10 protein-coding genes are annotated in these 12,184 nt (G+C 72.1%); 6 read left to right on the top strand and 4 right to left on the bottom strand.

Going from position 1 to position 12,184, the window contains the following annotated elements; all coding sequences use genetic code 11:
- Positions 1-26 precede the first annotated feature (26 nt).
- Genes KLK06_RS32645 through KLK06_RS32655 form a run of 3 tightly spaced genes read left to right on the top strand, consistent with a single transcriptional unit; the run spans position 27 to position 5,499 of the window.
- Positions 27-1,793: an ABC transporter ATP-binding protein gene (locus KLK06_RS32645; RefSeq protein WP_250906352.1), complete on the top strand. Its 1,767-nt coding sequence runs from the start codon at positions 27-29 to the stop codon at positions 1,791-1,793.
- Positions 1,790-3,502 (top strand): ABC transporter ATP-binding protein, encoded by a 1,713-nt coding sequence (locus tag KLK06_RS32650; protein WP_214639520.1) that lies wholly within the window; start codon positions 1,790-1,792, stop codon positions 3,500-3,502. The genes KLK06_RS32645 and KLK06_RS32650 overlap by 4 nt, the downstream gene beginning before the upstream one ends.
- On the top strand, positions 3,499-5,499 hold the full coding sequence (locus KLK06_RS32655; protein ID WP_214639521.1) for a prolyl oligopeptidase family protein: 2,001 nt from the start codon (positions 3,499-3,501) through the stop codon (positions 5,497-5,499). Before KLK06_RS32650 ends, KLK06_RS32655 begins: the two co-directional genes overlap by 4 nt.
- An 8-nt stretch (positions 5,500-5,507) precedes the next feature.
- Here KLK06_RS32655 and KLK06_RS32660 read toward each other — a convergent pair whose 3' ends face one another.
- The 3 genes from KLK06_RS32660 to KLK06_RS32670 form a co-directional block, all read right to left on the bottom strand.
- Positions 5,508-6,125, bottom strand: coding sequence for a DNA-binding response regulator (locus KLK06_RS32660; RefSeq protein WP_374197167.1), 618 nt, complete (start codon positions 6,123-6,125; stop codon positions 5,508-5,510).
- Between the two features lie 132 nt (positions 6,126-6,257).
- The gene (locus KLK06_RS32665; protein WP_214639523.1) at positions 6,258-7,295 is read right to left on the bottom strand and encodes a zinc-dependent alcohol dehydrogenase family protein; all 1,038 of its coding nucleotides are present in this window, start codon (positions 7,293-7,295) and stop codon (positions 6,258-6,260) included.
- 1 nt (position 7,296) lies between these two features.
- On the bottom strand, positions 7,297-8,127 hold the full coding sequence (locus KLK06_RS32670; protein ID WP_214639524.1) for a helix-turn-helix transcriptional regulator: 831 nt from the start codon (positions 8,125-8,127) through the stop codon (positions 7,297-7,299).
- A gap of 112 nt (positions 8,128-8,239) precedes the next feature.
- On the opposite strand from KLK06_RS32670, the gene KLK06_RS32675 reads away from it, so the two are divergent.
- From KLK06_RS32675 to KLK06_RS32685, 3 genes are all read left to right on the top strand, one after another.
- The gene (locus tag KLK06_RS32675) at positions 8,240-8,950 is read left to right on the top strand and encodes an SDR family oxidoreductase (RefSeq protein ID WP_214639525.1); all 711 of its coding nucleotides are present in this window, start codon (positions 8,240-8,242) and stop codon (positions 8,948-8,950) included.
- Between the two features lie 35 nt (positions 8,951-8,985).
- Positions 8,986-10,383, top strand: coding sequence for a glutamate--cysteine ligase (locus KLK06_RS32680; protein ID WP_250906354.1), 1,398 nt, complete (start codon positions 8,986-8,988; stop codon positions 10,381-10,383).
- A gap of 78 nt (positions 10,384-10,461) precedes the next feature.
- Positions 10,462-11,478: a hypothetical protein gene (locus tag KLK06_RS32685; RefSeq protein ID WP_214639526.1), complete on the top strand. Its 1,017-nt coding sequence runs from the start codon at positions 10,462-10,464 to the stop codon at positions 11,476-11,478.
- On the opposite strand, the gene KLK06_RS32690 is transcribed toward KLK06_RS32685, so the two are convergent.
- Positions 11,468-12,184 (bottom strand): PaaX family transcriptional regulator C-terminal domain-containing protein, encoded by a 717-nt coding sequence (locus KLK06_RS32690; RefSeq protein WP_214639527.1) that lies wholly within the window; start codon positions 12,182-12,184, stop codon positions 11,468-11,470. The genes KLK06_RS32685 and KLK06_RS32690 overlap by 11 nt on opposite strands.

Genomic DNA, 12,184 nt, shown 5'->3' on the forward strand with positions numbered 1-12,184 from the left:
TTTGGCGGTCCAATGCGGTGTTTTTCATGTGGAGGGAGACCCTCGTGCGGGCCGGAGACCGGCTGGTGATGGACGCGGTACGCCGAAGCGGCCCGTGGCCCGCCGTTCTGGCGGTCACGGCGATCACGGGAGCGGCCGGAGAGCTGGCACTGCCCTACGCGGCCGGCCGGACCGTCGACGGCTTCGTCTCCGCGCGGCCCGAGGCCACGTCCTGGCTGGCGGCCTGCGCGGTGATCGTCGCCGGGATCATTCTCTGCGAGAGCGCCGGGGTCTGGGCACGCGGCGCGAGCAGCGCGTACGCGGCCGCCCGGCTGCGTCTGTCGGTCCTGCGCCACGTGCTGGGCGTCGGTCCCGCCGCGACCCGCCGCTTCCCCGAAGGCGAGCTGGTCACCCGCACCGGCCTGAACGCCGAGGAGGCCGGCCGGGCGCCCGAGTCCGTGACCGGCGCGCTGGCGCTGCTCGTCCCTACGGTGGGCGCGCTGGTGGCGCTCACGCTCATCGACCCCGCGCTGACCGCGACGCTGGTCGCCGGGATCGCGCTCATCCTGCTCGTGCTGCGGGCCTTCCTGCGTGCCACGACCACGATCGCGGGCGGCTACCAGGAGGTCCAGGGCGAGATCGCCGCCCGGCTGGTGGACGCGCTCGGCGGCGCCCGTACGATCGCCGCCGCCGGGACCGCCGACCGCGAGACGCGCCGGGTCCTGGGACCCTTGGACCGGTTGCGGGCCCACGGCATGGAGCTGTGGCGGGCGAACGCCTCCGCCGGCATCCAGGCGGGCCTCATCGTGCCGCTGGTGGAGGTGGCCGTACTCGCCGTGGGCGGGCTCCGGCTGGCCGCTGGCGACCTCACGATCGGCGAACTGTACGCGGCGGCGAGGTACGCGGTACTGGGCGCGGCGCTGAGCACCTCACTCGGCCACATCGGCGGCCTGGCCAGGGCACGCGCGGCAGCCGCCCGCGTCGCCGAACTCCTCGCCCTGCCCACCACCTACTACGGCACCCGCCACCTCCCGCCCTCCCACGCGGCCCCCGCCTCCCACGCAGCTCCGGCCCTCCATGCAACCTCAGCCCCCCACGCAGCTCCGGTCGCCGATGCGCGGCCAGGCGCTCTGGAGCTTCGGGGGGTCACGGCGGCCGGTCTGGTCGTGGATGAGCTGGTGATCGCCGGGGGCTCGGTCACTGCCGTGGTGGGGCGCTCCGGGTCCGGCAAGTCGCTGCTCGCCGCCCTAGCGGCGCGCCTGGCCGACCCCGTCGCGGGAACGGTGCTGCTGGACGGCGTACCGCTGCCGGAACTGGACCGCGCCGAGCTGCGGCGGGCCATCGGGTACGCCTTCGAACGGCCGGTCCTGGTCGGCGACACGGTCGGCAAGGCCATCGGACTCGGCACGGACGACCACGGGGCCGTGAGCGCGGCGGCGACGGCGGCGTGCGCGGACGGGTTCATCCGCCGCCTGCCCGGCGGATACGCGACCCCCATCGCGGACACCCCGCTTTCGGGCGGCGAACGGCAGCGGATCGGCCTGGCCAGGGCGTTCGCGCAAGGAGAACGCCTCCTGGTGCTCGACGACGCCACCTCCAGCCTCGACACCGTCACCGAACGCCAGGTCGGCAACGCCCTCACCGCTGAGTCCCGGGGACGTACCCGGCTCATCGTGGCCCACCGGCTGACCACGGCGTCCCGCGCCGACCGGGTCGTCTGGCTGGAGGACGGCACGGTGCTCGGCCACGCTCCGCATCACGAGCTGTGGCGGGACCCGCGCTACCGGGCCGTGTTCCAGGGAGACGTCTCATGAGGCCGCTGCTGTGGCGGGCGTTGCGGCGCCGGCCGTACGCGCTGGTGCGCATCTGTCTGTGGTCGGTGCTGGAGGCGGGGCCCGCGTTCCTCATCGGGCAAGCCATCGCCCGCGCCATCGAGGACGGCTTCGCGGTGGCCCGCCCCTCCGTGGGGCTGGCCTGGCTGGCGGCGCTCGGCTGTACGTGGCTGGTCGCCGCGGTCGCCGCCCGTCAGGTCATCCTCGCCGTGGCGGCGGTCGCCGAGCCGTTCCGGGACGATCTGCTCGCCCACGTCGTCGGCGGGGCCATGCGCCGCGCCGCCCACTCGATGTCCGGCCGCCCGGACACCGCCGCCGTCACCCGGGCCGGGCTCCAGGTCGAGCTGGCCAGGGACGCCTTCGCGGCGGTGGTCACCACCGTGCGGGGGTTCGCGTTCACGGTGGTGAGCGTGGTGCTGGGGCTGCTCACGCTGGCTCCGCAGGCGGCGCTGCTGGTGTTGCCGCCGTTCGCCGCCGGGCTGGGGCTGTTCCTGGTGTCACTGCCCGCTCTGGCGCGGCGGCAGCGGGCGTTCCTGATGGCCGACGAACGGCTCGCCGAGTCGATGACGGGCATGGCCGGCGGGCTGCGGGACATCGTGGCCTGCGGCGCCGAGGACCGCGTGGGCGCCGCGTTGGCCGACCGGGTCGAGGCGCAGGCGTCGGCGGCACGCGGCCTGGCCCGCGTGACCGCCGCGCGCACGATCGCGCTCGCCGTCGGCGCCTGGCTGCCCGTGGTGCTCGTCCTGGGCGGCACGCCCTGGCTGCTCAGCGGCGGCGCCGGCGCCGGGGTCGTGGTGGGCGCCCTGGCCTACGTCACGCAGTCCCTGGCCCCCGCCCTGAACGGCCTCGTCCAGGGCCTCGGCGTCAGCGGCGTCAGCCTGGTGGCCACCCTCCGCCGCATCACCACCTCCGGCCCTTCGGTCCCGAGAGCGGTCCTCTCGGCTGGCTCGGGGCGGTCGACTGAGGCCCGGACGGCGGGAGAGGGGTGGTCGGCTGCGGGCGGTGTGCGGTTGAGGGGGGTTACGTTCGCCTACGGACCGCACTCCGAGGCGGTGGTCGACGGTCTCGATCTTGACATCCCCGAGGGTGACCATCTGGCGGTCGTCGGGCCGAGCGGGGCCGGTAAGTCCACCCTGGCGGCCCTGATCAGCGGCCTTCTCCAGCCGGACACCGGTGACGTCCGCATCGGCGGAGTCCCCGCCGCCGACGTGTCTCCCGCCGCGCGGGTGCTGATCCCCCAGGAGGCGTACGTCTTCCGCGGCTCGCTGCACGAGAACCTCACGTACCTGAGCGACGCGCCACCACACCAGGTCGAGGCCGCCATCACCGCGCTCGGCGCCACCGGCCTGATGGCGGGCCCGGCGGAGCTCGACCCCGGCGCCCTGTCCGCCGGGCAGCGGCAGCTGATCGCCCTCGTGCGCGCCTACCTCGCCCCGGCGCGCCTGGTCATCCTGGACGAGGCCACCTGTCATCTCGACCCCGCGGCCGAGGCGCGGGTGGAGGCCGCGTTCGCGCGCCGAGGTGGCACGCTGATCGTCGTCGCCCACCGCCTCACCTCGGCCACGCGCGCCCGCCGCATCCTGCTCATGGACGCCGGCCAGGCCGTGGTCGGCACGCACGACGAGCTCGTCCGTCGCTCATCCACGTACGCCGACCTGTCCGGCCACTGGCAACCGGAGCCCGTGTCATGAAATATCCGGACGCAGCGCGTCTGTCGTTCGTCGAGGAGCTCCACGGCCACCTCGTCACCGACCCCTACCGCTGGCTGGAGGACGCCGCCGATCCCGCCACCCGTACCTGGCTGGCCGGACAGGACCGGCTCTGGCGGCACCACGCCACTCGCCTCCCCCTCCGCGAACACTTCCGGAAGCGCCTGACCGAGCTCAGCGTCACCGGAATGAGCACCCCGCCGGTGTGGCGCGGCGACAGGCGCTTCCACCTGTCCCAGTCCGCGGGGCAGGAGCACCCGGTGCTGTACTGCGACGACCGGCCCCTGCTCGATCCCATGGAGCTCGACGCCACCGGCCTCACCACGCTGGACGACTGGCAGCCCGACTGGGAGGGACGCCTGCTGGCGTACCAGTTGTCGAGGAGCGGGGACGAGCGGGCGGACCTGTACGTCATGGACGTCGCCACCCGCGAGATCGTCGACGGCCCGATCGGCGGCTGCCGCTACTCACCGGTCGCCTGGCTGCCCGGTGGCAGGGAGTTCTTCTACGTCCGCTTCCACCAGGGCGTACACCTGCGCGGGCCCGACGGCGACGTCCAGGTCTTCACCCGCGGCGCGCTCTCGTACGGCCTGCAGATCAGCGCGGACGGGCGCTGGCTGGTGATCTCGGCGGGCACCCCCGCCCGGAACGACCTCTACCTCGCCGACCTCTCCACCGGCCCGCCCGAGCACCTCGACCAGAAGGTGATCCAGGAAGGAGTGGCGGCGCGCAGCGCGGCGGCGGTGGGGCCGGACGACCGCCTGTACATCGTCACGGACCACGACGCGCCCCGGCGCCGGCTCTGCGTCGCCGACCCGGCCACGCCCGCCGCGTGGGAGGAGCTCGTTCCCGAGGATCCCGCGGCCGTGCTCGGGGCGTTCACGCTGCTCGACGGAGGCCGGCTGCTCGTCGCCAGGACCCGCCACGCGGTCGGCGAGATCGCGCTGCACGACGCCGCCACCGGCGAACGCCTGGGCACGGTCCCGCTGCCCGGCAGCGGCTCCATCGCCTCGCTGACCTCCCGCCCCGGCGGCGGTCACGAGGCGTGGTTCGCCTACACGGACGCGGCCACCCCGGTGGAGGTCTGGCGCTACGACGCCCGCGAGGGAACGACCACCCTCTGGTCATCGGCCGCCACCAGCGAGGCGCCGGTCGTGAGCGGTGTGGTGCGGAAGGGCTCTCGGATGGAGAGTCACCAGCTCGAGTACGACTCCGCCGACGGGACCCGGGTCCGCATGGTGGTCGTAGCGGGCCCGCACTCCGGCGGCCCCCGGCCCACGATCCTGACCGGTTACGGCGGTTTCGGGATGTCGCTCACCCCCGGGTACGCGGCCGACTCCCTCGCCTGGGTCGAGTCCGGCGGTGTGCTGGCCGTGGCCAACCTGCGCGGGGGCGGGGAGGAAGGCGAGGCGTGGCACCGCGACGGCATGCTGGACCGCAAGCAGAACGTCTTCCAGGACTTCATCGCCGCCGCCGAGAAGCTGATCGCCGACGGATGGACGACGCCCGGCCAACTGGCCGTCTGGGGCGAGTCGAACGGCGGGCTGCTCGTCGGGGCCGCCATGACGCAGCGGCCTGGGCTGTTCGCCGCCGTCGTGTGCTCCGCGGGGCTGCTGGACATGGTGCGGTACGAGAGATCCGGGCTCGGGGCGACCTGGGCCGGTGAGTACGGTTCCGCCGATCATCCCGGGGAGCTGGGCTGGCTGCTCGGCTACTCGCCCTATCACCACGTCCGCCAGGGGGTCGGCTACCCGGCGACGCTGTTCACCGTCTCCGGCGCCGACTCGCGGGTGGACCCGATGCACGCCCGCAAGATGTGCGCGGCCCTGCAGTGGGCGACGGCGGGAGAACGGCCGATCCTGCTGCGCCACGAGCGCGACGTCGGCCATGGCGCCAGGTCGGTCAGCAGGTCGATCAGCCTGGCCGCCGACGTGCTCGCCTTCGCCGCCACCCACACGGGCCTGAAACCAACGCGGTAAAGCCCCGGTCAGATCCAGCCGGACTCGCGGGCGATGCGGATCGCGTCGATCCGGCTGCGCGCCCCCAGCTTCGCCGTACTGCGGTAGAGGTAGTTTCGGACCGTTCCTTCCGCGAGGAACAGCGAAGCGGCGATCTCGGACACCGTGGCCCCCTCGGCCGCGGCCTCGATCACGTGCAGCTCGCGCTCCGTCAGCGGCGCCTCCGGCGGGCTCATCGCGGCGATCGCCAGCTCGGAGTCGATGACCCGCTCCCCGTCGGCCACCCTCCTGATGGCGTCGGCGAGCTGACCGGGCGGCGCGTCCTTGGCCATGAACCCCCGCACGTGCACGTCCAGGGCCCGCTTCAGCAGCCCGGGAGTGCCGACGCCGGTGAGGATGAGCACGCCGCACTCCGGCAGATTGTCGTGCAGTTCGCCGGCGGCCTCCAGCCCGTCCTTGCCGGGCAGCGCGATGTCGAGCACCGCCACGTCGGGCCGGACCGTCTTGGCGGTGCGGAGGATGTGATCACCCCGGTCGACCTCCGCGACGATCTCGATATCCTCCTCATAGGCCAGCAACGCCACGATCGCTCCTCGCACCAGATGCATGTCTTCAGCGAGCAAGGTTCGGATCACCGTTGTCCTCACGGTCAGCCAGCAAGCCTGTGAGTCACAAGTCTGACCTATCCGGCACTCGCTGCAAAGCGGCTGGCGACGTACCAAGCGGCCGGTCGGACGGGGATGCCGAAGCACGGCCGTCCCGCGCACCGCCTATAGGGCCTAGAGGGGGAAGCGGGGGGTGATCATCGTCACGCCGGGCACGGTGCCGATCGAGGCTAGGGCCTTGCCCGCGTCGGCGAGCCCGATGGTCCTGGTGATGAGCTGGTCGGGGTGCAGGATCCCGGCCCTGATCATCTCCATCATCGGCGCGTAGGCGTGCGCGGCCATGCCGTGGCTGCCGAGCAGCCGCAACTCGTACCCGATCACCCGGTCCATCGGCACCGGCGTCGCCCCGCCGGGCAGCAGTCCGACCTGTACGTGCCGGCCGCGGCGGCGCAGGCTCTCGACCGAGGCCACGCAGGTCTGGGCGCTGCCCAGCGCGTCGAGCGACAGGTGCGCCCCACCCCTGGTCAGCTCCCTGACCTGGGCGCCCGCGTCACCGGCCGAGCCGTCGACGAAGTGCGTGGCGCCCGCCTGCTCGGCGAGCTGGAGCGCGTCGGTGCTGATGTCGACGGCCACCACGCGCGCCCCGGCCGCGGTGGCGATCATGATGGCGGACAGGCCGACGCCGCCGCAGCCGTGCACGGCCACCCATTCGCCCGGTCGCACCGCGCCCACCTGCGTGACGGCCCGGAAGGCGGTGGCGAAGCGGCAGCCGAGACCGGCCGCGGTCACGTAGGCCATCTCCTCGGGGACCGGGATGAGGTTCACGTCGGCGTGGTCGATCGCCACGTATTCGGCGTAGGAGCCCCAGTGGGTGAAGCCGGGCTGGGTCTGCCGCTCGCATACCTGTTGCTCGCCGGCGGCGCAGGCCGTACAGGATCCGCAGGCGCAGACGAACGGGACGGTGATCCTGGCGCCGGGCAGCCAGTCGCGCACGTCGGCGCCGACCGCCTCCACGACGCCCGCGAGCTCGTGTCCGGGTACGTGGGGCAGGACGCGGATGTCGGGGTCGTGACCTTGCCAGCCGTGCCAGTCGCTGCGGCACAGGCCCGTCGCCTCGACCCTGATCACCGCCCCGTGCGGCGCCGGCGACGGGTCGGGCAGTTCGCGTAGGTCGAGTTCCCCACCGAACAGGTCAAACGCAACGGCTCGCATCTCATGAGCTTAGGGTGAACTGCCGCAACTCGCGCAAGGCCTGGTGGGCGGCGGAACCGGGTTCGGTCGTGTAGAGGATCAGCCGCAGGTCCTCGCGGTCGGGGATGGAGAGGACCTGGCAGGTCGTCTCGATGACGCCGACCGCGGGATGGGAGATGCGCTTGCGATGTTCCCTGCGGATCTGCACCTCGTGCTTGGCCCACAGGTCGGCGAACTCGGGGCTCAGCGCCAGCATCTCCGCGACCAGCGCCTGGATGCCCGGGTCGTCCGGGTAGCGGCCCGCCGCGACGCGCAGGTCGGCCACGGAGCCGCGGGCGAAACGGCCTCGCTCCTCATCGATGATGCGCTCGGCGATGTCGGGGTCGCGGAACAGCCAGCGGATGACGTTGAGGTCGTCGCGCGACCGCGAGTCGAGGTCGCCCAGGAGCAGGCCCGCGAGCGGGTTCCAGACCAGGATTTCGTATTTGACGTCGACCACATAGGCGGGCAGCTCCTCCAGGAAGGCGATCAGGTGCCGGACGCCGGCGGGCACGTCGCCCCTCGTCCGCGGCGTCTCCAGCGCCTGGCCCGCCAGGTTGAACAGGTGGACGCGTTCGTCGTGGCTGAGCATGAGGGCCCTGGCCAGCGCGTTCAGCACCTGACGTGACGGGTGCGGGCCGCGGCCCTGCTCCAGCCGGATGTAGTAGTCGATCGACATGCCCGCGAGCTGCGCGACCTCCTGCCTGCGCAGGCCCGGCGTACGGCGCTGACCGCCACTCGGCAGCGCGACGTCCTGCGGCGTGACGCGGGCGCGCCTGCTGCGAAGGTATTCGGCGAGTTCGGTGCGGTTCATATGTTCATCTTCCGTCAGGTTCCCGCATGCTCCGGGAGCCGTGGGTGGTACCGCCGATCCCAGGTTAGGGAGGTCTCTCACGTTCCGGCCCGGCCCGCGTGAGGGTTGAGGCATGACGACAACAGCCCTCATCACAGGTGCCAACAAGGGAATCGGCTTCGAGATCGCGCGGCTGCTCGGCGAGCGCGGCGTCACCGCCATCGTGGGAGCGCGCGACGAGGAGCGCGGCAAGGCCGCCGCCGAGAAGCTCGGTCAGCCGTACGTGCGGATCGACGTGACCGACGCCGACAGCGTGCAGGCCGCGGCCAAGTGGATCGAGCAGGAGTACGGCAAGCTCGACATCCTGGTCAACAACGCGGGGATCGTGATCTGGCAGGAGGACGGTCGCCCCAGCGCCACCGGGGCGGAGACGCTCAGGGAGGTGTACGAGACCAACGTGTTCGGCGTGGTCACCGTGACCAACGCGATGCTGCCCCTGCTGCGCCGGGCCGAGGCGGCCAGGATCGTGAACATGTCGAGCGAGCTCGGCTCCCTGTCCATGGCGATGGACCCGGACGGCCCCATGTGGCCGCACATCTACATGCCCTACAACTCCTCCAAAAGCGCCCTCAACATGGTCACCGTGTCCTACGCCAAGGAGCTCTGGGACACGCCCATCAAGGTGAACGCCGCCAACCCCGGCTACTGCGCCACCGACCTCAACGGCCACTCCGGCCACCGTACGGCCGAGCAGGGCGCGGCGATCGCCGTCCGGCTGGCCACCCTCGACGCCGACGGCCCGACCGGCGCCTACCTGGATGATGAAGGTCCGCTGAGCTGGTGAGGTGTGGACGGGGTGTCTCCGGTCAGTAGGGAGGCATGGGACAAGATCTGGACAAAGAGCGATTCTCTGAGGCGGAGTACACCCGCTTCGGAGAACGTCTCCATGAGCAACTCGGCGTGCTGCGCGAGCTGCTCGCTAGACCGGGCTTCGGTGAGGGGCCGACGACGATCGGCGCGGAGCTGGAGCTGTTCCTCGTCGACGAGGCGGGCCGCCCGCTGCCGCGCAACGCGGAGGTGCGCGAGGCGCTCGGCGACCCCCGCGTGGTGCTGGAGCTCGGTCGCTTCAACCTGGAGGTCAACCTGACCCCGCTGCCGCTGGCGGGGCGCCCGTTCGAGCGGCTGGCGGCGGAGGTGCAAGAGACCCTGACCAGCGTGGACCGGGCGGTCGAGGGCGGCGGCGCGGTGCCCATCGGCATCCTGCCCACGCTGAGCCCCGACGACTTCACCAAAGAGGCCATCAGCGACCAGAACCGCTACCGGGCGATGAGCAGGGGGCTCCGGCGGCTGCGGCTGGAGCCGTTCGTGGTCAAGATCGACGATCTGGAGCTGGCGGTCGAGGACGTCATCCTGGAGAGCGCCAACACCTCGTGGCAGGTGCACATCCGCACGCCGCCGGACCGGTTCGCCCGGCTGTTCAACGCGGCGCAGCTGGCCACCGGGCCCGTGCTGGCGGCCTGCGGCAACTCGCCGTTCTTCCTCGGCAGGCAGTTGCGGGAGGAGACCAGGATCGCGTTGATGGAGGAGGCGGCCGACGACCGGGACGTGGAACGGCGCTATCGGAAGGACGGCCGGGTCACCTTCGGGTCGGATTGGGTGCGCGAGGGGGCCTACGAGCTGTTCGAGCAGTACGTACGGGACTACGACCCGGTCCTGCCCGAGCTGACGGACAACACCGACCCGCTCGACGTGCCCGAGCTCCGGCTGCACCAGGGCACGGTCTGGCACTGGAACCGGCCCGTCTACGACCCGTCCGACGGCGGCCACCTGCGGATCGAGATGCGCGCCCTGCCGGCAGGTCCGTCGTCGGCGGACATGGCGGCCAACACGGCGTTCCTCATCGGGCTGACGCTGGCGCAGTCGGAGCGGGATCTCACCTCATACCGGTTCGGCGAGGCGTACCAGAACTTCTACCGCGCCGCCATGCACGGGCTCGACGCCAAGCTGTCCTGGCCGGGCAGGGACGGCGAGTTCGAGGCCGCCGACCTGGTGCTCGAGCTGCTGCCCGAGGCCAGGGAGGGGCTGCTCGGGGCCGGGGTGACGCCGTCCGACGCCGACAACGCGCTCGACATCATCCGGCAGCGAACCCGGCTGCGGCGTACCGGATCGGTCTGGCAACGTGAAACGCTGGCCAAGTTCGGTGGAGATAGGGAGAAACTCGTACAGCGCTATCGCGAGCTCGCCCTATCGGGGCAACCCGTTCATACCTGGAGTTAGCCAAACTTTCTCGCCCCCCTGTCCGTCGAACACACCACGTGTAGACGGAGAAGCGAGGAAGGTATGGCTGCAGCGGGGATGGTTCCGATCGACAAGACGCCCTTCACCTTACGCAGGGCCACGGGCACCTTAGCCGAGGGGGCGGCCAAGCTGGCCAGCGGCATCGGCGCCGTCTCCGTGGAGGCGGTGCTGGCCCAGGCCAACAGGACCGGGGTGCGCAAGGGGGCGTCGGGGGCGCTGGGCTCGATGAACCCCAAGCCGCTCGACTGGTACGCCTTCGACGCCAAGGACGAGGACACGACCGACTGGTATCCGCAGGGCCTGACCTGCGGCGAGGAGTCCGGCTCCGTGGGGGTGCCGGTGTTCGTGGCCACCTGGTACTTCAAGCCGGAGCCGCCCGTGGTCGAACGCGGGATCAGGGTGAGCTTCCTCAGCCCGCGGACGCTCAAGTACCAGCACGCGCTGCTCGTCGAGGCCAAGCCGGACGGGTCCTACGGGGCGATCAACATCCACGCGGGCGGGGTGGGCTGGCACGGCGACCTGCTCTACGTGGCCGACACGTCCAAGGGACTGCGGGTCTTCGACCTCAAGCACCTGCTCGACCTGCGCACCGCCCAGAACGACCTGGGTGATCCGAAGCGTATCGGCCGCCAGGGCGGCAAGTACCACGCGTTCGGCTACCGCTACGTCATCCCGCAGAGCGACTCGTGGCGGGTCGTCACGAGCGGGCCCACCTTCTCGTTCGTCTCCATCGACCGCGGCACCACCCCGCACACCCTCATCTCCGGCGAATACCGGGAGAACGACCCCAACGGCCGGGTGGCCCGATGGGACCTGGAGCTCAGCGGCGTGCCCAGGGACGCCTACGTCATGGGCCAGCCGAAGATCCAGGGCGCGGTCTCGGCCGGCGACACGTGGTACCTCAGCCAGGCGGCCGACGGCAACACCAACGGCAAGCTGCACGTCAGCACCCCGGGAAAGCTCGTCACCCGGCCCTATCCCATCGGGCCGGAGGACCTGACCATCCAGGGCGGCAGGCTGTGGAGCGTCACCGAGTTCAGGAACAAGCGGGTGATCTTCGCCGTCAGTCTGTGAGGTGCTGGTAGAGCAGTTCGCGGTAGCGGCGGTCGAAGTCGTCGTACCGGGCGCGGAGCCGGCCCCCCGGCCAGTCGCCGGGCAGCAGCTCCTGGGGCAGCAGCGGGTCGGCCAGCAGGTGGCGCACCACCGCCGCCGACAGCAGGAACCCCTCTCTCAGATCCCCGGCCCGGTCGAGCGCGCTCTCCAGCCGGCGCGCCTCGGCCGCCCAGCCGTCGAGGTCCCACAGCAGCGGCGTGGGGTCGCCGTGCGGGCGGCCGTCGATCAGCGTGCACTGCGCGGTCACGCTCTCCGGCCACTCCCGCAGCAGGTTGGCCGGGCGCAGCCAGCTGCCCTCGCGGAGCTCGGCCAGGCGCAGCGCGGTCATCGTGTGCCGGAACGCGGCCCGGTCGGCGGGGGCGCGGCGCTCGGCGGTGACGATGGCGATCTCCCAGGTGCCGTCCCACGGCCTGGTGTGCGGGTCGCGGCTCTCGTCCTGCCTGCCCTGGCGCTCGACGAGCCGCTCGGACAGCGTGTAGCGGCCGCTCGACTGGATCAGGTCGCCCGCCGCCACCATGCGCGACAGCGCCACCCGCACGGTGCCCTCGGCGATGCCGAACAGCGCGCCGATGCGCACCAGATGGCGGGCGGCCAGTTGCGGCGGATGGCTGCCGAGCAGCGCGCTCAGCACGGCCGACCGAGCACTGAGGTTGTTACGCTCTTCCAT

It is taken from the genome of Nonomuraea sp. NEAU-A123 (assembly GCF_018603905.1).
Lineage (GTDB): Bacteria > Actinomycetota > Actinomycetes > Streptosporangiales > Streptosporangiaceae > Nonomuraea.

Bases quoted from the DNA above. Each gene is read 5' to 3' on its own strand.
- KLK06_RS32645 (WP_250906352.1), top strand. From the start codon at position 27: ATGTGGAGGGAGACCCTCGTGCGGGCCGGAGACCGGCTGGTGATGGAC.
- KLK06_RS32650 (WP_214639520.1), top strand. From the start codon at position 1,790: ATGAGGCCGCTGCTGTGGCGGGCGTTGCGGCGCCGGCCGTACGCGCTG.
- KLK06_RS32655 (WP_214639521.1), top strand. From the start codon at position 3,499: ATGAAATATCCGGACGCAGCGCGTCTGTCGTTCGTCGAGGAGCTCCAC.
- KLK06_RS32665 (WP_214639523.1), bottom strand. From the start codon at position 7,295: ATGCGAGCCGTTGCGTTTGACCTGTTCGGTGGGGAACTCGACCTACGC.
- KLK06_RS32670 (WP_214639524.1), bottom strand. From the start codon at position 8,127: ATGAACCGCACCGAACTCGCCGAATACCTTCGCAGCAGGCGCGCCCGC.
- KLK06_RS32675 (WP_214639525.1), top strand. From the start codon at position 8,240: ATGACGACAACAGCCCTCATCACAGGTGCCAACAAGGGAATCGGCTTC.
- KLK06_RS32680 (WP_250906354.1), top strand. From the start codon at position 8,986: ATGGGACAAGATCTGGACAAAGAGCGATTCTCTGAGGCGGAGTACACC.
- KLK06_RS32685 (WP_214639526.1), top strand. From the start codon at position 10,462: ATGGTTCCGATCGACAAGACGCCCTTCACCTTACGCAGGGCCACGGGC.
- KLK06_RS32690 (WP_214639527.1), bottom strand. From the start codon at position 12,184: ATGGAAGAGCGTAACAACCTCAGTGCTCGGTCGGCCGTGCTGAGCGCG.